The sequence below is a fragment of the Mesorhizobium sp. ArgA1 genome (assembly GCF_053714375.1).
This window is the reverse complement of the sequence record NZ_JBSKBQ010000001.1, coordinates 686,228-705,543: the sequence shown is the minus strand read 5'-3', so window position 1 is coordinate 705,543 and position 19,316 is coordinate 686,228. Positions and strand designations below refer to the sequence as shown.

The following is a 19,316-nucleotide window of genomic DNA, read 5'->3' as shown; positions in this document are numbered from 1 at the left end:
GTGGTTCTTGCTGTTGGGTTGCGTTTTTGTGAGCCTCGGCTCGCAAAAGTCAAACGGATTGGAGTTTCTGGTGTCGGAAAATCTCAAAGACTGGCAAGCGCGCCCGCGACCCGAGCGCAAGCCGATTGAGGGTCGCTATGTCCGGCTCGAACCGCTGAGCGCCGAAAAGCATGGCGACGGCCTGTACGAAGCGTCATCCGTGCCCGACATCGACGGCCGCTTTGCCTGGCTGCCCGATTATCCGCCGCAAACCCGTGCCGATTTCCAGCCATGGCTGGACAAGGTCGAGGCGAGCGAGGATCCGCTGTTCTTCACCGTCATCGACAAGGCCAGCGGCAAGGTCGCCGGGCGGCAGACGCTGATGCGAATCGATCTGGCCTATGGCGTCATCGAGATCGGCAACATCTATTGGGGGCCACTGATCTCGCGCAAGCCGGCGGCAACCGAAGCGCAGTTCCTGTTCATGAAGTACATTTTCGACGGGCTCGGCTATCGCCGCTACGAGTGGAAATGCAACAACCGCAACGAGCCGTCGAAGCGCGCGGCGGAACGGTTCGGCTTCAAGTTCGAGGGCATTTTCCGCCAGCATCTTGTGGTCAAGGGTGAAAACCGCGATACCGCGTGGTACTCGATCATCGACAAGGAATGGCCGTCCTTGCGCAAAGCCTACGAGGCATGGCTCGATCCGGCCAATTTCGATGGCGAAGGCCGACAGAAGCGGCGGCTCGAGGATTTCCGCGCCGAGTTCGGGGCGTAACAGGAGCTTTTCCGATGGCGCACAGCCATGACCACGGTTCGCATGCTGGCCACAGCCACGGCGCCGGTCATGTGCATGGCTCGACCGACAAGAAACGCGTGCTGATCGCAGCCTGCCTGACCGCGGGGTTCATGGTCGCCGAAGTGCTGGGCGGCCTGCTGACGGGGTCGCTGGCGCTGCTGGCTGACGCCGGCCACATGCTCGCAGATTCGATCGCCCTCGGCCTTGCCTGGTATGCCTTCCATCTGGGCGGACGGCCGGCGACGGTGCGCCTCACCTATGGCTTCGGCCGGGTCAAGACGCTGGTCGCCTACACCAACGGCATCGCCATCTTCGCCATCGCGCTGTGGATCGTCTACGAGGCCTGGGGCCGCCTGATGACGCCGGCGCCGGTGCTTGGCGGGCCGATGCTGGTAGTGGCGATCGCCGGCCTTCTGGTCAACATCGCGTCGTTCTTCGTGCTGCATGGCGGCGACCGCGACAGCCTCAACATGCGCGGCGCTATCCTGCATGTGCTGGGCGACCTGCTCGGCTCGGCGGCGGCGATCGTGGCTGCGCTGGTGATCCTGGCGACCGGCTGGACGCCGATCGATCCGATCCTGTCGGTGCTGGTCTCGGTGCTGATCCTGTCCACCGCCTGGTCGCTGATGCGCGAAGCCGCCCATGTGCTGCTCGAAGGCGTGCCGGCAAGCCTCGACCGCGACCTGATCGCAAAAGATATTGCCGGCACCGTCAAGGGGGTGCGCGAGGTGCACCACATGCATGTCTGGTCGCTCGATGGCTCCAGCAACATGGCGACGCTGCACGCCTGCCTCAACGACGGCGTCGACCCGCATCAGGCGGTCAGCGCCATCAAGAAGCGGCTCGCCGCCGAGCACGGCATCAGCCACGCAACCGTCGAGCCGGAATTCGGCCAGTGCGCCGATAGCCATGACGATCACGATCATGCCCACGACCACGACCATGGTGCGCCACCGCATCACGGCCATTATCACTGACTGGGAAGTTCATGGCATTGGCATCCAGGTTGACAGGTTTCCGCAACGGCGAGACGGCGTGATGGATCGCGACACGCGAAACGCGCTGATTGCCGCGGCCTGGATCATGCTGCTGTTCGGCATTGCGGCCTACAATCTGCCGACGGTGATGCTGGCCGTCGGCAATGTCTCGACCGTTCTTGCCGGCATTGTCGGCATCGGCTTCGTGCTGGCATTCTTTCTGGTGTTCTGGCTGCGCGGGCGCAGCCAGAACAAAGGCAAATAAGAGGCTTTGAAATGCGCATCCTGATTACTGGCGCGGCCGGCATGGTCGGCCGCAAGCTTGTCGCCCGGCTGGCCAAGGACGGCACGCTCAACGGCCGCAAGATCACGGCGCTCGACCTGCACGACATCGTGCCGCCGCAAGCGCCGGCGATGGAGGGTGTCAGCGTCACCGCTCATACCGGCGACCTTGCCGACCCTGACGCAGCTGAAAAGCTGGTCGCCTCACGCCCCGACGTGATGTTCCATCTCGCCGGCATTGTGTCGGGCGAGGCGGAAGCCAATTTCGATCTGGGCTACCGCGTCAATCTCGACGGCACTCGCGCACTGTTCGATGCGGTTCGGCTGGCGGGCTTTGCGCCACGCCTCGTCTTCACCTCGTCGATCGCGGTGTTCGGCGCGCCGTTCCCGGATGTCATCCCGGACGATTTCCATCCGACGCCGCTGACCTCTTACGGCACCCAGAAGCAGATGAGCGAGGCGCTGCTGGCCGACTATTCCAGGCGCGGCTTCTTCGACGGCATCGGCATCAGGCTGCCGACCATTTGCGTGCGGCCCGGCAAGCCGAACAAAGCGGCTTCCGGATTCTTCTCCGGCATCATTCGCGAGCCGCTCGCAGGACAGGAGGCGATCCTGCCGGTACCGCGCTCGGTGCTGCACACCCATGCCAGCCCGCGCTCGGCGGTCAATTTCCTGATCCATGCCGCGGGGGTCGATGGTGCCGCCGTCGGGCCACGCCGCAACCTCACCATGCCCGGCGTCGCCGTCACTGTCGGCGAGCAGATCGAGGCGCTGGAACGCATTGCCGGAGCCGAGGTGGTGAAGCTGATCCGCGAAGAGCCGGACGAGACCATCTGGGCGATCGTCAAGGGCTGGCCGACGCGTTTCGAGGCTAGGCGGTCAAGAGACCTCGGCTTCAGCGCCGAGAAGAGCTTTGACGAAATCATCCGTGCGCATATCGAGGATGAACTTGATGGGAAGATTGTGGGTCAGGCCTGACCCACAATCATTATACGCTGCCCGTCAGGCTCGCCGACAAGAGCAGCAATCCAAACAGGAAGACGAAGGCGGCGCCGCCGATCTCGACGAAGGTGTGGATGCGGTTGCCCATGCGGCCATCGCCGGCGAAGTAGACCGCCCAGTTCTTGGCGGTGACTGCGATCGTCGCCAGCGCCGAGACGGTGATGGCGGTGCCGAGCGACATTGCCAGCACCGACAGCAGGCCGCCGACCCACAGGCCATTGAGCAGCGCGAAGCTGAGCACAATCAGCGCGCCGGAGCAGGGGCGGATGCCGACGGCGGCCACCGCCGACCATGCGGTGCGCCAGTCGAAACGGTCGCCGGACAGCAGCGCCGGATCGGGCGCATGCGAATGGCCGCACGTGTCGCAGACCTCGCCGGCAGCGTGATCATGATGAGCATGGTCGTGATGCGCATGACCGTGATGGGAATGATCATGGTGGGAATGATCGTGTCCGGCATGATCGTGATGAGCGTGAAGCGAATGCGAATGAGCATGGGCAGAATGGCTATGGGCGGCATGCGAGTGGCCGATGTGAGAATGACCATACGAATGGCCGGCGTGAGCGGCCGACAGGCTATACGCGGGCGCCTTACCGAACCAGCGCAGGACTGTTGGCCCGAGCTTGCGCCACAGCAGCCAGGCGCCGAACAGAGTGACGAAGATATAGCTCATGATCTCCATGAACCAGGCCGCGTCGGTCATCGAAATGGCGGTGCCGCGCAGGACGAAATAGGCAAGCAGCATCACCACGATCGCGGTCAGGCCCTGCAGCAGCGCCGAGACGAAGGACAACAGGATGCCGCGCCTGAGCGCCACTTCATTGGCCACCATGTAGGAGGAGATCACCGCCTTGCCGTGGCCGGGGCCGGCGGCGTGGAAAATGCCGTAGGCGAAGGACAGGCCGATCAGCAGCCACATCTTGCTGCCGTCCTCGCGCATCGCCTTCATCGCCGTTGCCAGCGCGCGGTAAAACTCCTGCTGGCGCAGATTGATCCACATCAGGATGTGGGCGAACGGTCCGCTGGTGGGCGCCATGCCGTCATTGACCCCGATGCCGAGCGAACTCTGGGCGTGAGCGGTGCCGAGAAAGTGCGTCATCACCAGGGCAGCGGCGATGAGGCCGAATGCCAAACGCAGGGACGGTTTCATCACCGGATCTATCCTTCTGGCGGGCAGTTCAGTTCGAGCTTGGTGGCAAAGATCTTGCTCATGTCGGTGCCTGTCGGATCGTTGAAGAAAGCTTCCGTCAGGGTCTTCTGGTTTTCCTTGATCGCCTCGTCCGGGTCGGGCCGGATGACGCTTTTGGTGCAGTTCGAAGGCAGGCCTTCGACGGTGATGTTGGAATCCTCGGTGAAATCGATCGCCGTGTAGAAGGTCGGATCGTAGACACCGAAATCGATCTTGCCGGCGAGCTTGATCGGCACCTTCGGTTCGGATTCGAACAGGATGATCAACTGGTCGTTGTCGAAATTGGCCATCAGGTGCGGTGGCGGCGTCATCGGCACGTCCTTGCCGTCGACGGTGACAAGCTGGAAATAGTTGAACTCGGCCAGCGAGGCATGGACGGTGTCGGCGACATCCTTCAGCTCCTTGTCGTCAAGCTTCAGGTCGGAGTTCTTGTCGAACTCCATCATCACCGTACTCGAAAACAAATCGTCGAAGCGCCAGAGATGGCGCAGCGCTTTCACACTTTGGTGATCCGGCGAGAGGATTACGTCGAGGCGGGCCTCGGCGAAGACGTGAGGATGCGCCGCAACCGCTCCCACGGCGGCAAAAGGCGCCGCCAAGGCCGAAGCCAGCATGATTGCGTGCTGTTTCAGGTGCATTCTCGGTCGCTGTTCCATCGGCCTCGGAGAGATTTCGAGAGGTTACCAGAAAGCGGGCGAAATTGGGACCGCGACATGGTTGAAGCGGGTCAGGCGCCCTCGCGGTTCTTGAACCATTGCACCAAGAAATCGACGAAAACACGGACCTTGGCTGGCAGATAACGGCGGTGCGGATAGACGGCGAAAATGCCGCTGCCCGACTGGATGCGGTCGTCGAGCATAGAAACCAGGCTGCCTGTTTCGAGGTCGGGAGCGGCGATGAAATCAGGCAGCATGGCGAAGCCCAGGCCGGACACGGCAGCGGCACGCGCGGCCATCGGACTGTTGACCTCGATCGGGCCCGACACATTGACGCTGATGGACTCCTCACCATCGCCCTTAAAGCGCCAGTTGGCGAGCGAGCGGCCATTGGTGTCGACGATGCAGGGCATGTTGGCGAGGTCTTGCGGGCGCGTCGGCTTGCCGTGCTTGGCTATCAGCTCCGGCGATGCGCACAGCCTGACCGAAAATGGCCCGAGGCGCCGCGCGATCAGCGATGAGTTCTCCAGCCGCGAGATGCGCACGGCAAGATCGAAGCCCTCCTCGACCAGATCGACAAAACGGTCGTCGAGTTGGATGTCGAGCACGATGTCGGGATGCTGCTTGGCGAAGTCGATCAGCGACTGGCCGATCGGCGCATCGGCGAAGGTGCGCGCTGCCGACAGCTTGATCCGGCCGCGAACGTCGCCGGAGGATTCGCGCACCGCGTCGGCCAGGCTGTCGACCTCGCGCACGATTTCCGAAGCGCGGCTGTAATAGGTATGGCCTGCCTCGGTCATCGAGAACTGCCGCGTGGTACGGTTGAGCAGCAGCGCGCCGAGCTCGTCCTCGAGTTCGCGCACGTATTTCGACAGCAGCGCCTTGGAACGGCCGATCTTGCGCGCGGCGGCCGAAAAACCCTCGGCCTCGACGACGTCGATGAAGGCGCGCATGCGGGTCAGTGTGTCCATGGATCAGGCCTTTCGTGCCGTATCGAGAAGCCGCCGGCCGAGCCGTATCAGGGCAATGTCGCTGCCGGAAGGGCCGAGAAGCGAGAGGCCAAAAGGGGCGCCATCAACCGAGCCCAGCGGCAGTGTGATTTGTGGAAAGCCTGAAAGACCCGAAAGGCACAGAAGATGCAAGGCCCTTTCGCGGTAGGCCTGGAGTTGCTCAGGCGAGCTTTTGACCAGAGGGGCGGGGCCTGGAACCGTGGGAAGGACCAGAAACCCGTCCTGGCCGAGGAGGGCGGCGAGCTCGGACCGGAAGGTCAGGCGGCGCACCGCCTCGGCCTGTGCCGTCTTTGCGTCGATCGTCCGGCCAAAGCCGAAGCGCTCCTCGACGCCCGGTCCGAGATCGCGCTCGCCGGATATGATCCAGGCGCCATGCTCTTGCCAGGCTTCGCAGGCCTGCAGCCGGCGAAAGCACCAGTAGAGCTCCCCCGGGAAGGAAGCAAAGACGTACTCCACCGGCTTTGGCTCGCCGACGACAGTGGCCGCCATCGCCCTCATCCTGGCATACTCGGCTGCCTCGGCCGGACCGGCGACAAAGGCGTCCAGCCAGCGGATCGAAAGCGGACGGTTGAGCGGGTGCTGATGCGGGTCGCGGCCGAGCAGCAATTTGCCGATCGTCTCATAGGTTTCGATGTCGTCGGCGAACCAGCCGAACGTGTCGAAGCTCGGCGCCAGCTTCATGGTGCCGTCGAGCGAAACGCGGCCATGCGTGGTGCGCAGCCCGATCAGCCCGCAAAAGCTCGCCGGCGTGCGGATCGAGCCGCCGGTGTCGGAGCCGGTAGCAATGTCGGCGAGCTTGCCTGCCACCGCCGCCGCCGACCCGGAGGACGAGCCGCCGGTGACGCGATCAGGGGCCGCCGGGTTCACCGGAAACGGAAAATGCGCGTTCTGGCCCATCAGCGAGAAAGCAAGCTCATCAGTTTGCGTTTTGCCGATGAAACGCGCGCCGGCGTCGAGAATCATCTGTACGGCAGGCGCCGTGCTGGAGGCTGCGTGCGCCTCGTTAAACTTCACCGGATTGCCACAACCGGTGCGATAGCCGGCGACGTCGTAAATGTCCTTCACGGCCAACCTGAGTCCGGCCAGGGGACCCAGTTCCGCATTGGCGACCGGCATGCGACGCAGATCGAGAAAGGCGTTGAGCGGGCCGTGCGTGCCTGGCATCGTTCGATATCCGGATACAGTTGGCGCAGCATTGTTCGATGCCAGAAATTTTACAACCTGGGATACGATTTTTATTGATTGTGAAATCTTTCGATCTTATATCGCGCTTGCCCAAAGTCGCACGTGCCTGTGGGTGTCCGCCGATCCTCGAATGGTGAGGGAAATCGGTAAGGTAACTGGAGCCAACCCCTCCAGTCGGTCTAGCGGCCAACCGCCAGCCCGAGGACACCTTGAAGCAACGACGGTGCGGGCCTTTCTGGTTCTCTTCCGGTTGTCCAAAGACCGGGGTTACTAAAGAGGCACACCTTCATTGCCGGCAGTGCGGACGGGTCTCCCATCCAAGCCAAGGCAGACAAAGCGAACCGAGGCCGGGCAAGGCCAAGGTTCATCGCCGCGAGACGGCGTTTCATGGTTCCGGGGTCTCCACCGGCTGGTTCCATGAATTCGACGTCCCGCCTTTGTTTGACCGCGTGTTCGCGAGGCCGACAGCCCGCGTCCGCACCCTTGTGCGCGCCGAAAGGCGCGATGGAGAGACCCCGATGGCCACCCAGCGCATCCTTGACTTCCTCGCCACCCGACGTCCGTCCGGCCCCTGCCTCGTCGTCGACCTCGATGTCGTGCGCGACAATTTCCGCGCCTTCGAGAAAGCGCTGCCCGATTCCAAGATCTACTATGCGGTGAAAGCAAACCCGGCGCCGGAGATCCTGCGCCTCCTTGCTGCGATGGGCTCGTCCTTCGACACCGCTTCCGTTGCCGAAGTCGAGATGGCGATGGACGCCGGTGCGCCGGCGGACCGCATCTCCTTCGGCAACACCATCAAGAAGGAGCGTGACATTGCACGCGCCTACCAGCTCGGCATACGGCTGTTCGCGGTCGACTGCGTCGAGGAAGTCGACAAGATCGCCCGCGTCGCTCCCGGCGCGCGCGTGTTCTGCCGCGTGCTGACCGACGGTGAAGGCGCCGAATGGCCGCTGTCGCGCAAGTTCGGTTGCGTGCCGGCGATGGCGGTCGACGTGCTGCGCCATGCCAAGGCGCTCGGCCTCGACGCCTATGGCGTGTCGTTCCATGTCGGCTCGCAGCAGACCGACCTGACGGCGTGGGACCGTGCGCTGGCCGACGCCAAGAAGGTGTTCGCCACGCTCGCCGACGAAGGCATCGTCTTGAAGATGGTCAATATGGGCGGCGGTTTCCCGACGCGCTACCTGCGTGACGTGCCGGTGGCCCAGGCCTACGGCCAGGCGATCTTCTCGGCGCTGCGCAAGCATTTCGGCAATGCCATTCCGGAGACCATCATCGAGCCGGGCCGCGGCATGGTCGGCAATGCCGGCGTCATCAAGTCGGAAGTCGTGCTGATCTCCAAGAAGGCCGACAACGACAATGTGCGCTGGGTATTCCTCGACATCGGCAAGTTCGGCGGTCTGGCCGAGACGATGGACGAGGCGATCCGTTACCCGCTCGTCACCCGTCATGACGGTTCGGAGACCGCACCTTGCGTGCTCGCCGGCCCGACCTGCGATTCGGCCGACGTGATGTACGAAAAGACGCCGTACCCGCTGCCCTTGTCGCTGACCATCGGCGACGAGGTGCTGATCGAAGGCACCGGCGCCTACACGACCACCTATTCGGCGGTCGCGTTCAACGGCTTCGAGCCTCTCCGATCCTACGTGATCTGACGGCTTCGGCCTTCAGATCTCCCCAGGCGGGCGTTTGCGTCCGCCCGGGTTCGCCTGTGGAACAAGCTCCGCTCGTGAAGGATCGCGGAAATGAAAATGCCAGTTGAATTCGTGGACCCCTTGCCGGTCCTTGCCATCGTCGCCGAAACCCCTGCCGATGTCGCGGCGCGTGAAGCGTTGCTCGACCGCGCCATGGGGCCGAAGCGGCGCAAGAAGTCGTCGGAGAAGCTGCGGCGCGGCCGCCGGCCTTCCGAAGGCCTCGCCTTTGTCGTGCGCGACGCGGCCGGTGTGGTGACCGGCACTGTGCGGTTGTGGGAGGTGCGCCTGGGCGAGGGCGGTCCGGCAGCGCTTCTGCTCGGCCCGCTCGCCGTCGATCCGGCGCTGAAGAACGCCGGCATCGGCTCGGCGCTGATGCGTCATGCGCTGGCCGAAGCCGCGCGTCTTGGCCATGCCGCGGTCCTGCTGGTCGGCGATGCGCCTTACTATGGTCGCTTCGGCTTTTCGGCCGACAAGACCGGTTCGCTCGCGATGCCCGGCCCGTACGAGCGGCACCGCCTGCTGGCGCTGGAGCTGGTCGAGGGGGCGCTCGACGGTGCGCGTGGCACGCTGAAGGCTGCCGGTCGCAAGCTCAAGGCGCTGCCGCTGACCTTCGCGGCGTAAAGCCTTCGGCTTTCCGCGGCTCAACAAGCGTCGGGTCGACAAAAGCAAAACGCCGCCTCATGGGCGGCGTATTGCTTTTGTCGACGGGATTAGCCGAGCAGCTGGCTGAGCGCCATGGCGACCGTCATGTCGCCTTCGACCTTTATCTTGCCGGACATGAACGCCATGGTCGGGTTGAGGTCGCCGGCGATCAGCGAATCCAGATCGTCGAGCGAGAGCTTGACGGTGCAGTCGGTCGGTGCGTCGGTGGTCGAGACGGTTGCGCCGTCGATGACGATGACGCCGTCGCTGCCGGTATCGAACTTGACCGAATGTTCGAACCCGGCGCTCGCCACGCGCGACTTCATCTTCTCGGCAATCTCCTGAACGCTCATGACTGTTCTCCTCGTTGCGTTTTTGCCGCGCCTCAGTGACCGGCCTCTGCCGAAGTCGCTGTCTCGCGCGTGCCGCGATCCTGGGTCGCTCGGCGCATATAGCTTCGAGTTGACGTAAACGTCAACGCAATGGCGATGCGTCATCTCGTTTCAGTAGGAAGGAGTGAGGCGGAGAAATTCAGCCCAGCGACGGGGTCAGTGTTCTGTGGCCGGCTCGGCCTGGGCCGATTCCGCAGGAGCAGGTTCGGTCGTCGTGGCCGGATCCTTGCGGCGGCGCATGGCGTTGTCGCGGATCTCGTCCTTGGTCAGGAAGTTGACCTGGTCGATCAGCACTTCATGTACCAGGTCGGCGCCGACTCGGGCGTTGACGGTGTCGCGTATGGCCTTGCGGAAGGCGTCGAGATCGATGGTTTCCTTCTTGGTGAAGTCGATCTGCGGGTTGGAATAGAGATAGGAATAGACCTGATCGGTCATCAGCGCTTCGGCCGGGATCGACATCTTCTTTATCTCGGCCGGCTCGACCGTGTAGACGAGCTTGGTGAGGAAATAGCCGTCGATCTTGGAATTGCGGATCAGCGGCACCGAGATGATGTCTGTCTTGACGTAGTCGAGACCGCCCAGCATAGGCTTCGGCGTTTCGCCGACGCCGCGCTCACCGGCCGCCTGGAACGAATAGAACACCGCGCCCAGCGTGGCGGCGCAGATCCAGATCGCGGCGGCGATGAATTTTATCACCGGCTTTTCCCGCCAAGTCTTCTCGCGAACATCAGCTCGCCCATCCGAATTCGCCGGCCGAGTAGGTGCCGTCGGCTTCGGCGCGCTGGATGGCGTTCTTCAGGAGCGTCGCGACCTCGTTGACCGCGTTGAGGTGCGCGAGGATCGCCGCTTCGTTCTTCGCCAGCTTCTGGCGCAGCCGCGCCAGGCTGTCGCGATGCTGCTCCAGGAATTCGATCTCGTTGGCGCCCTTCATGGCGCGGGTCAGCTCATAGAGGTAGCGGCTTTTGCGGGCGTTCGAGGCCTTGAGGTCATAGCTGGTGTCGTTCTTCAGTCCCGCCGTCTCTTCCTCGACCGCTTCCTCGATGCGGCCGATGATGGCTGCAAGGTTGCCCGGTCGGGCAAAGGGGATCGGCGCCTCGGAAGTCCGCGCCGGCAGGTTGGAAGAGAATTTTGAAAAATCGGCCATTGAAAATCCTGGTCTAGATCTTGATGTCGGTTTTGATGGTCGTCTCGTCGCCGGTCATCGACCGGGCGGCCTTGCGCTGCAATTCCTCGACCAGCGAGGTGGAGAGCCTTGTCTGCTGGTCGATCTCGGTCTTTTGCGGCCCGGTTGACACCGGCCCGATCGGCACGGTGCGCTTGCCGTCCTTGTAGTGGTCGGCCAGCAGCGACTTGGCGATGCCGATGCCGCCGCGCTCGGCCATGACGTCGGCGACGCGCTCGGCAAGCTGCGATTTCCACATATCGCCGGCCAGCCCTTTGCCGTAGAGCCCTTCGGTGTCCTTGGGCAGCATGTTCTGGATGAAGGTCTGCAGGACCATCGCCTCGAACTTCTTGAATTTTCCAGCGGGGTCGGCGGTCGCGGCAGCCTTGTCGGCCGAAGCGCGCGACAGGATCGAGCCGGCATCGATCGAAGTAGCCATGTCGACGGAAAAAGCACCGCCAGCGCCATTGGCCCGCTTGGTGAGCGCGGCGCGGGCTGCCTCGATATCCGTCGCGTCGACGGCTCTGCTGACATCGAGAACGATGTCGCTGGGTGGAGAAATCGCCAAGAAAGTCCGCCTCTTTGCCGGGTTTCCTGAGCGACCATGCCGCAACAAGCTTGTGGCAGGCTTGCGGCTGAGGGCTAATCGCCGTTCCGCTTCTGGGCGATGAGATCAAGCCGGTCGCGGTCGGAGCGTTCGCGTTCGTCGCGGCTTCGCACATCCTTGTAGGCACGCTCGACCATGTTGGTGCGCGCCGTCGCGGTGGCAATCAGGCCGACCTCCTGCCTGGCGCTTTCGAGGCTCGCTTCCTGCCGCACCAGAGCGTTGGCGATGCGGCGATGGTAAAGGTCCGGAAACAGGACCGCCATCGACTGGTCGGCATCGAAATGCTGGACAAGTTCCTTGGCCTCGGTCTCGGCTGATACCGCCGCCGCCAGGAAAGTCGCGTGGCGGGTTTCGTGCAGGGCCTTCAACTGCTCCTGCACCTTGACCAGTTTCTTCAGCCGTTCTTTGCGCGTACTCATTTTACCTCGCCAGCGTCAGGTCGACGAAGCCGTCGACGAACAGCGACAGCATGGTGCCGATGGCGAAGTAGAAGATGATCATGCCGCCAGCGATGACGAAGGGCAGTGAGATGAAATAGACCGGAATCTGCGGCGTCAGCTTGTTGACGAAGCCGATGGTCAGATTGACCAGTATGGCATAGGCAACGAACGGACTGCCGAGCCGGAGGACCAGGAAGAAGGCGTCCGACACGGTGTCGGTCAGATCGACGAGGGCTGCCTGCGGATTGAAGAAGACGTTGACCGGCGCCACCGTGTAGGAGGCGACCAGAGCGCGGATGATCTCGTGGTCGAAATCGAAGACGAAGAGCAGCAGCAGCGCCGAGAACGAGATGATGGCGGCAAGAGCCGCCTGTGGCTCCGGCTCCTCGATGGCCGGCCCGCCGGTGCCGCCATAGCCGATCAGCATGGCGATGGCCGAGCCCATGAAGCGCAGCGCTTCCATGTAGAGCCTGGTCATGGCGCCGATCAGCCCGCCGACCAGAAGTTCGGAGATGATCATCGGCGCTAGCACCTGCGGACGCGCATCGACGAAGGGAAAGATCTTGTCCCACAGAAAGGCGAGCAGGCCACCGGTGGCGGCGATCGAAACGAACAGCCGGACCTGGACCGGCACGCGGGCGCTGGACAGGCCCGGCATCAGCATGAAGCAGGCGCCGATGCGGCAGAAGGCGAGGAAGGCAGCGATGACGACGCCTTGCGACAATACGTTCACGAGATTGTCCCGAGCACCTTGATCTCGACGCCCTTGGCGATTTCGACATGGGAGAGAACGGGAAGCGTCGTGAACAGGCGCTCGATGATCATGCGCACATAGGGCCGCGCATCGGGCGCGGTGACGAGGACAAAACGCTCGCCGGCCTCGAGATGCTTGCGGATCGCCTTGGTCGCATCCTGGCCGAATTCTTCCAGCTGGCGCGGATCGATGTCGAATTCGCGCACCTCGCCCTTGGCGTCGCGCTTGAGGCTCTGGTGGAAGGCGAGGTCCCAGCGGTTGCCGAGGCGCAGCACTTTCAGCATGCCGCCTTCGGAAAGGTCGCCGCAGATCTGCTGGGCCATGCGGATGCGGACGTGCTCGACGATCTGCTCCGTGCGGCGCACATGCGGCGCGATCTCGGCGATGGCCTCGATGATCAGGTGCAAATTGCGGATCGAGACACGCTCGGCCAGCAGCAGTTTCAGCACCGCCTGCAGGCCGGGGTAGGAGATGTGCGAGGTGCAGATCTCGTCGGCGAGTTTTCTGTATTCCGGATCCTGGCGTTCGAGCAGCGCCTTCATGTCCTTGTAGGACAGAAGCTGCGGCAGGTTGTTGCGGATCACTTCGGAGAGATGGGTGAGCAGCACCGACATGTTGTCGGCGAAAGTGTAGTTCTCACGCTTCAGATCCTCGGCGAAGGTTTCCAGCACCGAGAAGGCGCGCATGCCGAAGGCGGGCTCGCGGATTTCCTCGCCGGGAACGTCGGGCAGGTCACGGGTGCCGAGCAGCACCATGATCTCGCCCACACGCATCTGATATTCGGCGACAACGGTGCCGTGGACCTTGATCTGGTAGCTCTTCGGCGGGATACCGAAATCGTCGGCGACCCGCACCTCCGGCACGACGAAGCCGTATTGGGTGGCAAACTTCTTGCGCATCTTGGCCATGCGGAACACCAGTTCCTGATGCGACACCAGCAGCCTCGTCGACAGCTGCTTGCCGATCAAAAGCTCGATCTCGGCGGTGGTGAGCGATGCCTTGACCGAGTTCTTTTCCTCCTCGACCTTGTTCGCCTTTTCCTGGTCCTTGAGCGCTTCGACGGCGGCAGCCTCACGGTTGGCGCGCATCGGGATGACGTAGCCGAGGCCGGCCATGCCGGCGGCCAGCGTGAAGAACGGGAAGAAGGGCAGGCCGGGCATCAGGCCGAGCAGCACGAGCAGCGAGGCCGCGACATAGAGTGCGCGCGGATGGGCGCCGAGCTGCCCGAACACCGCCTGGTTGGTCGAGCCGCGTGTGCCGCCCTTGGACACCAAAAGGCCGGCAGCCAGCGAGACGATGAGCGCCGGGATCTGGGTGACGAGGCCGTCGCCGACCGACAGCTTGATGAAGACATCGGCGGCTTCGCCCATGCCCATGCCATGCCTGATGTAGCCGATGGCGATGCCGCCGACGATGTTGATGGCGGTGATGATGAGACCGGCGATGGCGTCGCCCCGCACGAATTTCGAGGCGCCGTCCATCGAGCCGAAGAAGGAAGACTCTTCCTCCAGTTCCCGGCGGCGCAACTGCGCCGTCTTGTCGTCGATCATGCCGGCGGACAGATCGGCGTCGATCGACATCTGCTTGCCGGGGATGGCGTCGAGGGTGAAGCGGGCGCCGACTTCGGCGATACGGGTGGCGCCCTTGGTGATGACGATGAAGTTCACCACGATGAGGATCAGGAAGACGATCAGGCCGATGACGAAGTCGCTGGCCATCACCAGCCGGGAGAAGCCGGCGATGACATAGCCGGCGGCGTGCGTACCCTCATTGCCGTGCGACAGGATCATGCGCGTGGTGGCGATGTTGAGGGACAGACGCAGCATCGTGGCGATGAGCAGCACGGTCGGGAAGGACGAGAAATCGAGCGGGCGCTGGATCCACAGCGCCACCATCAGGATCAGCACCGACAGCGCGATCGAGAAGGCGAGGCCGATGTCGATGAGGAAGGCCGGGATCGGCAGGAACAGCACGGCCAGGATGATGACGATGCCGATGGCGAAGAAGACATCGCGGCCATTCTTGGCCACTGTTCCCGTCACTAAGCTTTCGCTGATCGCCATATCGTCCCCGAGCCATGGACTGCCCGAACATGAGGGCAGCCCTTCGAGCCTAACCGGCCAAGCTTGCGCGAGGGTGGGAGACTGGCTACTGCCGAGATGACGGAAGCTCTGAGGAGAGATCATGCTGGTGATCATCGGCACTATCCGCCTGCCGCCGGAACGGCTCGACGAAGCGAGGCCGGCCATGCAGCGCATGATCTCCGGCAGCCGCGCCGAGCCAGGCTGCCTAGACTATTCCTATGCGCAGGACGTGCTCGACGCCGGGCTCATCCACGTGACGGAGGTGTGGAGCGACAGGGAAGCACTCGACGCGCATTTCCGCTCGCCGCACATCGCCGACTGGCGGGAGAACTGGGCAGCGCTCGGCATCGGCGAGCGCAACCTCAAGCTTTATGAGGCCGGCGAGCCCAATCCGACTTGACCAGCAGCGGCCATCGGGTCGGGACAGACAACGCCAAAATGACGCCACAAGCGGTCGGCATTGCGGTTGCCTCGCAATGCCGCCGGGCGTATCAGCCAAGGCACCTTTCAACCCTCGCACATCGGCGAGCTGCCTCGTGTCCGCCATAAGCCACCGCCAAGTCTATGCCCGCCGGCTACGCGCGGTGCTGATCCGATCGATCCCGATGCTCGAGGCGCGCGGAATCGTCATCGTCCTGCTGGCGGGTGCGGTCGGGGTGATGGCGGGCGGACTGGTCACCGGCATGAGCGCGCTGGTGCAGGGCCTGCACTTCCTGCTCTTCGACGTTCAGCGGGGCGGCCGGCTTTCGGGAATGTTTTCCCTTGCCAATCCGATGCAGGCGATGTTTCCGGCAATCGGTGGCTTGGTGCTCGGCCTGTCGGTGATCTGGCTGCGCAGGTGGAAATTCCGCACCCCCGTCGATCCTATCGAGGCGAACGCGCTCTATGGCGGACGCATGTCGCTCACCGATACCTTCATCATCGTCGTCCAGACGATGATATCGAGTGGCTTCGGCGCCTCCGTCGGATTGGAAGCCGGCTACACGCAGATCGGCTCCGGCGTTGCATCACGGCTGGCGCGTGCCTTGCAGCTGCGCCGCAACGATGTCCGCATCCTGGTCGGCTGCGGCGCCGCGGGAGCTATCGCCGCCGCCTTCGACGCGCCGTTGACCGGCGCCTTTTACGGCTTCGAGCTGATCATCGGAATCTATTCGGTCGCCAATGTCGCGCCGGTGATGACGGCCGCGATCTGCGCTTCGCTGACCGCCGAGACGTTCGGCGGCGTGCCGTTCCCGCTGGAATTGTCCGGCCTGCCTGAACTGACCGCCAGCCAGTATTTGCCGTTCCTGTTGCTCGGGCTGCTCGGCGGCGGCGCCTCGGTCGCCATCATGTATCTGGTAAGCATGGTCGAGCGCGGCTTTGCGCGGCTGGCGATCGATGCCTCGATCCGTCCATTCATCGGCGGCATCTTCGTCGGGCTGCTCGGGTTGATAACGCCGCAGGTGCTGTCCTCAGGCCATGGCGCGCTGCATCGCGAATTCGCGATGAATTACGGGCTCGCCGTCGTTGCCAGCGTCTTCGTGCTCAAGCTCGCGGCGTCGGCGATCTCGCTCGGCTCGGGCTTTCGCGGCGGTCTGTTCTTTGCCTCCCTGTTTCTTGGCGCGCTGCTCGGCAAGGTCTTCGCCGGCGTCATGGCCATCATCTCGCCGGCAACCGGCATCGACCCTTCCGTCGCCGCCGTCGTCGGCATGACGTCGCTTGCCGTCGGCGTCGTCGGCGGACCGCTGACGATGACCTTCCTGGCACTGGAATCGACTCGCGACCTGACACTCACCGGTGTCGTGCTGGCGGCCTCGCTGATGGCGGCGATCCTGGTTCGCGAGACCTTCGGCTACTCCTTCTCGACCTGGCGCTTCCATCTGCGCGGCGAGACGATCCGCAGCGCCCATGACGTCGGCTGGATGCGCAATCTGACAGTCGGAAAAATGATGCGCCAGGATGTCCGCACCGTCGATGCCGCAAAGACGCTTGCCGCGTTTCGCAAAGACGTGCCGCTGGGTTCGGCGCAGCGCGTCATCGCCGTCGACGAAGACCAGCATTATGTCGGCGTGCTGATCGTCGCCGAACTGCACAGCGACCCCTCGGACGGCGAGACGCCGGTGCTGTCGCTGGCCAAATTCATGGACGCGGTGCTGGTGCCGACCATGAACGTCCAGTCCGCCGCTGAAACCTTCCAGCGCGCCGGCGCCGAGGAACTGGCGGTGGTCGAGGATTTCGACAACCGGGCCGTTGTCGGGCTTCTGACCGAGGGCCATCTGATGCGGCGCTACGCCGAGGAACTCGACAAGGCGCGGCGCGATCTGTCGGGCGAGGGCTGAGGGCTAAAGCAATTCCAGGAAAAGTGTGAGCTGTTTTCCGTCCGGAATTGCGTCAAAACAAGAAGATTGAGCGGTTCTCCGTTTCCGTGAACGGTGAAACGCTCTAATTGGCGGTCTTCCGGCTTTGCTTGGCGACAACATTGGCTTTCCGCAGCAGAGTTGGGGCCGGGGCGAAGGGACTCAGCCTGAACTTTTCGATATGTTTGGCGCGGCCTTGCCTTGCGATGAGGTAGTTTGTCATCAGTCTCTCCTCAACGGGCTCCGACATAAAGAACCCTTGAGCGCCGTGGCAGTGTTCGTGGATCAGAAAGTCGAGTTGAGCTTCGTTCTCCACCCCTTCCGCGACAACGGTCATACCTAGCGAATTGGCCAGTGCGATGATCCCTCGAACCACATTCTGTTTCCTGGTGGAGGAAGCCAGATCGCCTAGGAACGAGCGATCGATTTTCAGTTGGTTCAAGTTGAAATCAGCAAGATATCCGAAGCTCGCGAAGCCCGACCCAAAATCGTCGAGTGCCAGGCTGACTCCGATTTCTCGAATTTTGCCGATGCTCTCCAGAGCATTGCGGCTGTCCTGGATAAATATACCTTCCGTGATCTCCAATTGCAGGCGCGATGGCGGCAATCCGGTCTGCTGCAGCATCTCGGTGAGGTGCGTCAGATAGGCATAGGCCTGGAGGCTTTTTCCAGAGACGTTGACTGAACAGGTGAACTCCTCGGCGGAAATAGGCATCCATTTGGCGGCTTGCACGCAAGCCTTGCCCAGAACCACCTTGTCGAGTTCCAATATCAAATCACTCCGCTCCGCGATTGGAATGAACGATGCCGGCGGACGAACCGCCCCCGAGACAGGATCGCGCCAGCGGACCAGTGCCTCGGCGCCGGTCATGCGGCCGGTCGCCAGCTCGAACTGGGGTTGCCAAACCAGGAAGAACTCGTCGCAATTAAGCGCCCGTTTGATGGCTGCTTCTTCACCAAGCTGCATGTCGATCTGACTTAGGATCGAGGGCGAAAACGTCACGAAACCGGACCGCCCTTCGGCCTTCGCCTTGTAGAGAGCACTGTCTGCGTTGTGCAGCAACATGGAGATGTCGGAACCATGTTGGGGGAAACACGCCATGCCGATGCTGGCGCCAATGCGCACCTGGTGGCCCTCCAACTCGGCAAACCTGTTCAACTGCTCGCGCAGACATTCTCCCAAATCGTCACCAACGTTCCGCTCGGCAACAGCCATGATCGCAAATTCGTCACCGCCCAATCGCACGGCGGCTACGTCGTCGGGCTGCTCGACCGACTCAAGGATTTCGGCAACCGCTTTCAGCAGCAGATCTCCGACGTGATGACCGAAGGTGTCGTTCACGCTCTTGAAGTGGTCGAGATCGATCAGCAGCAACTGAAGCTGTTTGCCGGTCTCCCTCGCCCGGTCCAGCATGGCGTCCCTGTTGGCTGCCATCCAGGCACGATTCTTCAGCCCCGTCGTCGCGTCGCGCCAGGCAAGAAATTCCAGCTGCTTTATCGTTTCCCGGCGCCCGATGAACAGAACCGCCGTCCCCATCGCCAGCAGCGAGAGGATCGTCAAGGCAAAGGCTATCTGATAGTTGAACCTCTTCAAGCTGACTTCCGACGAATAGAGATCGGCGTTAACTTCCTCGCCGTATTTGTAATACTCGTCGTTCATCCGGCCGACGATCTGCTCAAGCTCCAAACCCAGTTCCGTCAGGCTTTTTTGATCGAGCGGCAGCCCGGCCGCAATCACGACATCAAGTCGCTTCACCACATCGTTGACGCGTGGCACGATGCCTGCATAAGCTGGAATTGCGCTGATCGTCTCTCTGCCGTCGATCCGGTCGAAGCGTATGTAAACCAAGTCGTTTGCCGCCGACAGTTGATCGAGGCTTTCCTGGGAATTGGGAGCGCCTTCGGCGAGTGAAATCATATCCCTCAGGTGGGTCACGTCGCGTATCGCGATGTGGAATTCGCGGATGGCGAAGAACCCGAACCTAGGCAGCGATGACTCGATCTTGCTGATACTGACAAACAGCATGACGATGAGGATCGCGGAACCGATCGCCGCCAGCCCTATGGCGCTGCCGTAGGTAAGCGGAATTTGCCAGCCTCTCAGTCGAGAACCTACCATTGAGGCCTAC

The 19,316-nt window shown here is 62.9% G+C and carries 20 protein-coding genes; 8 read left to right on the top strand and 12 right to left on the bottom strand.

Features of this window, described 5'->3' with window-relative positions; genetic code table 11:
• The first annotated feature begins 70 nt into the window (after window positions 1–70).
• The 4 genes from ACWGTI_RS03335 to denD all read left to right on the top strand — a co-directional run bounded on the left by ACWGTI_RS03335 (window position 71) and on the right by denD (window position 3,015).
• On the top strand, window positions 71–757 hold the full coding sequence (locus ACWGTI_RS03335; RefSeq protein WP_454585775.1) for a GNAT family N-acetyltransferase: 687 nt from the start codon (window positions 71–73) through the stop codon (window positions 755–757).
• 14 nt (window positions 758–771) lie between these two features.
• A complete protein-coding gene (locus ACWGTI_RS03330) occupies window positions 772–1,755 on the top strand; it encodes a cation diffusion facilitator family transporter (protein WP_454585774.1) in 984 nt (327 codons plus the stop codon).
• 61 nt (window positions 1,756–1,816) lie between these two features.
• Window positions 1,817–2,020, top strand: a complete 204-nt coding sequence (locus ACWGTI_RS03325) for a hypothetical protein (RefSeq protein ID WP_454586475.1) — start codon at window positions 1,817–1,819, stop codon at window positions 2,018–2,020.
• An 11-nt stretch (window positions 2,021–2,031) separates the two neighbouring features.
• Window positions 2,032–3,015 (top strand): D-erythronate dehydrogenase, encoded by a 984-nt coding sequence (denD, locus tag ACWGTI_RS03320; protein ID WP_454585773.1) that lies wholly within the window; start codon window positions 2,032–2,034, stop codon window positions 3,013–3,015.
• 10 nt (window positions 3,016–3,025) lie between these two features.
• Here the strand turns inward: denD and ACWGTI_RS03315 are convergent, their stop codons facing one another.
• The 4 genes from ACWGTI_RS03315 to ACWGTI_RS03300 form a co-directional block, all read right to left on the bottom strand.
• On the bottom strand, window positions 3,026–4,189 hold the full coding sequence (locus tag ACWGTI_RS03315; protein WP_454586474.1) for a nickel/cobalt transporter: 1,164 nt from the start codon (window positions 4,187–4,189) through the stop codon (window positions 3,026–3,028).
• A gap of 8 nt (window positions 4,190–4,197) precedes the next feature.
• A complete protein-coding gene (locus ACWGTI_RS03310; RefSeq protein WP_454585772.1) occupies window positions 4,198–4,866 on the bottom strand; it encodes a DUF1007 family protein in 669 nt (222 codons plus the stop codon).
• 89 nt (window positions 4,867–4,955) lie between these two features.
• Entirely contained in the window at window positions 4,956–5,855 is a 900-nt protein-coding gene (locus ACWGTI_RS03305; protein ID WP_454585771.1) for a LysR family transcriptional regulator, read from the bottom strand.
• 3 nt (window positions 5,856–5,858) lie between these two features.
• Complete coding sequence (locus tag ACWGTI_RS03300) at window positions 5,859–7,058, bottom strand: amidase (protein ID WP_454585770.1); 1,200 nt, start codon at window positions 7,056–7,058, stop codon at window positions 5,859–5,861.
• Window positions 7,059–7,597: 539 nt separating this feature from the next.
• Here ACWGTI_RS03300 and odc2 point away from each other — a divergent pair.
• Together odc2 and ACWGTI_RS03290 are read left to right on the top strand one after the other, a co-directional pair.
• Window positions 7,598–8,731, top strand: a complete 1,134-nt coding sequence (gene odc2, locus ACWGTI_RS03295) for an ornithine/lysine decarboxylase (RefSeq protein WP_454574531.1) — start codon at window positions 7,598–7,600, stop codon at window positions 8,729–8,731.
• Between the two features lie 90 nt (window positions 8,732–8,821).
• A complete protein-coding gene (locus ACWGTI_RS03290; protein WP_454585769.1) occupies window positions 8,822–9,391 on the top strand; it encodes a GNAT family N-acetyltransferase in 570 nt (189 codons plus the stop codon).
• Window positions 9,392–9,480: 89 nt separating this feature from the next.
• Here the strand turns inward: ACWGTI_RS03290 and ACWGTI_RS03285 are convergent, their stop codons facing one another.
• The 7 genes from ACWGTI_RS03285 to flhA all read right to left on the bottom strand — a co-directional run bounded on the left by ACWGTI_RS03285 (window position 9,481) and on the right by flhA (window position 14,830).
• The gene (locus ACWGTI_RS03285) at window positions 9,481–9,765 is read right to left on the bottom strand and encodes an SCP2 sterol-binding domain-containing protein (protein WP_454574533.1); all 285 of its coding nucleotides are present in this window, start codon (window positions 9,763–9,765) and stop codon (window positions 9,481–9,483) included.
• Between the two features lie 195 nt (window positions 9,766–9,960).
• Entirely contained in the window at window positions 9,961–10,500 is a 540-nt protein-coding gene (locus ACWGTI_RS03280; RefSeq protein WP_454585768.1) for a hypothetical protein, read from the bottom strand.
• Between the two features lie 31 nt (window positions 10,501–10,531).
• The gene (locus ACWGTI_RS03275; RefSeq protein WP_142865992.1) at window positions 10,532–10,948 is read right to left on the bottom strand and encodes a hypothetical protein; all 417 of its coding nucleotides are present in this window, start codon (window positions 10,946–10,948) and stop codon (window positions 10,532–10,534) included.
• 13 nt (window positions 10,949–10,961) lie between these two features.
• Window positions 10,962–11,534, bottom strand: coding sequence for a rod-binding protein (locus ACWGTI_RS03270; protein WP_454585767.1), 573 nt, complete (start codon window positions 11,532–11,534; stop codon window positions 10,962–10,964).
• A gap of 74 nt (window positions 11,535–11,608) precedes the next feature.
• Complete coding sequence (locus ACWGTI_RS03265) at window positions 11,609–11,992, bottom strand: hypothetical protein (RefSeq protein ID WP_454574536.1); 384 nt, start codon at window positions 11,990–11,992, stop codon at window positions 11,609–11,611.
• A 1-nt stretch (window position 11,993) separates the two neighbouring features.
• A complete protein-coding gene (gene fliR, locus ACWGTI_RS03260; protein ID WP_454574537.1) occupies window positions 11,994–12,746 on the bottom strand; it encodes a flagellar biosynthetic protein FliR in 753 nt (250 codons plus the stop codon).
• On the bottom strand, window positions 12,743–14,830 hold the full coding sequence (gene flhA / locus ACWGTI_RS03255; protein ID WP_454585766.1) for a flagellar biosynthesis protein FlhA: 2,088 nt from the start codon (window positions 14,828–14,830) through the stop codon (window positions 12,743–12,745). The genes fliR and flhA overlap by 4 nt, the downstream gene beginning before the upstream one ends.
• A 121-nt stretch (window positions 14,831–14,951) precedes the next feature.
• Between flhA and ACWGTI_RS03250 the strand changes: the two genes are divergently transcribed.
• The gene (locus ACWGTI_RS03250; RefSeq protein ID WP_454585765.1) at window positions 14,952–15,251 is read left to right on the top strand and encodes a putative quinol monooxygenase; all 300 of its coding nucleotides are present in this window, start codon (window positions 14,952–14,954) and stop codon (window positions 15,249–15,251) included.
• Window positions 15,252–15,456: 205 nt separating this feature from the next.
• The gene (locus tag ACWGTI_RS03245) at window positions 15,457–17,169 is read left to right on the top strand and encodes a chloride channel protein (protein ID WP_454586473.1); all 1,713 of its coding nucleotides are present in this window, start codon (window positions 15,457–15,459) and stop codon (window positions 17,167–17,169) included.
• Between the two features lie 103 nt (window positions 17,170–17,272).
• Here the strand turns inward: ACWGTI_RS03245 and ACWGTI_RS03240 are convergent, their stop codons facing one another.
• Entirely contained in the window at window positions 17,273–19,306 is a 2,034-nt protein-coding gene (locus ACWGTI_RS03240) for a putative bifunctional diguanylate cyclase/phosphodiesterase (RefSeq protein ID WP_454585764.1), read from the bottom strand.
• Window positions 19,307–19,316 lie beyond the last annotated feature (10 nt).

Excerpts from the sequence above, each read along its gene's own strand:
- ACWGTI_RS03330 (WP_454585774.1), top strand. The coding sequence starts at position 772 with ATGGCGCACAGCCATGACCACGGTTCGCATGCTGGCCACAGCCACGGC.
- ACWGTI_RS03325 (WP_454586475.1), top strand. The coding sequence starts at position 1,817 with ATGGATCGCGACACGCGAAACGCGCTGATTGCCGCGGCCTGGATCATG.
- denD (WP_454585773.1), top strand. The coding sequence starts at position 2,032 with ATGCGCATCCTGATTACTGGCGCGGCCGGCATGGTCGGCCGCAAGCTT.
- ACWGTI_RS03315 (WP_454586474.1), bottom strand. The coding sequence starts at position 4,189 with ATGAAACCGTCCCTGCGTTTGGCATTCGGCCTCATCGCCGCTGCCCTG.
- ACWGTI_RS03310 (WP_454585772.1), bottom strand. The coding sequence starts at position 4,866 with ATGCACCTGAAACAGCACGCAATCATGCTGGCTTCGGCCTTGGCGGCG.
- ACWGTI_RS03305 (WP_454585771.1), bottom strand. The coding sequence starts at position 5,855 with ATGGACACACTGACCCGCATGCGCGCCTTCATCGACGTCGTCGAGGCC.
- ACWGTI_RS03300 (WP_454585770.1), bottom strand. The coding sequence starts at position 7,058 with ATGCCAGGCACGCACGGCCCGCTCAACGCCTTTCTCGATCTGCGTCGC.
- odc2 (WP_454574531.1), top strand. The coding sequence starts at position 7,598 with ATGGCCACCCAGCGCATCCTTGACTTCCTCGCCACCCGACGTCCGTCC.
- ACWGTI_RS03290 (WP_454585769.1), top strand. The coding sequence starts at position 8,822 with ATGAAAATGCCAGTTGAATTCGTGGACCCCTTGCCGGTCCTTGCCATC.
- ACWGTI_RS03285 (WP_454574533.1), bottom strand. The coding sequence starts at position 9,765 with ATGAGCGTTCAGGAGATTGCCGAGAAGATGAAGTCGCGCGTGGCGAGC.
- ACWGTI_RS03275 (WP_142865992.1), bottom strand. The coding sequence starts at position 10,948 with ATGGCCGATTTTTCAAAATTCTCTTCCAACCTGCCGGCGCGGACTTCC.
- ACWGTI_RS03265 (WP_454574536.1), bottom strand. The coding sequence starts at position 11,992 with ATGAGTACGCGCAAAGAACGGCTGAAGAAACTGGTCAAGGTGCAGGAG.
- flhA (WP_454585766.1), bottom strand. The coding sequence starts at position 14,830 with ATGGCGATCAGCGAAAGCTTAGTGACGGGAACAGTGGCCAAGAATGGC.
- ACWGTI_RS03250 (WP_454585765.1), top strand. The coding sequence starts at position 14,952 with ATGCTGGTGATCATCGGCACTATCCGCCTGCCGCCGGAACGGCTCGAC.
- ACWGTI_RS03245 (WP_454586473.1), top strand. The coding sequence starts at position 15,457 with ATGCTCGAGGCGCGCGGAATCGTCATCGTCCTGCTGGCGGGTGCGGTC.
- ACWGTI_RS03240 (WP_454585764.1), bottom strand. The coding sequence starts at position 19,306 with ATGGTAGGTTCTCGACTGAGAGGCTGGCAAATTCCGCTTACCTACGGC.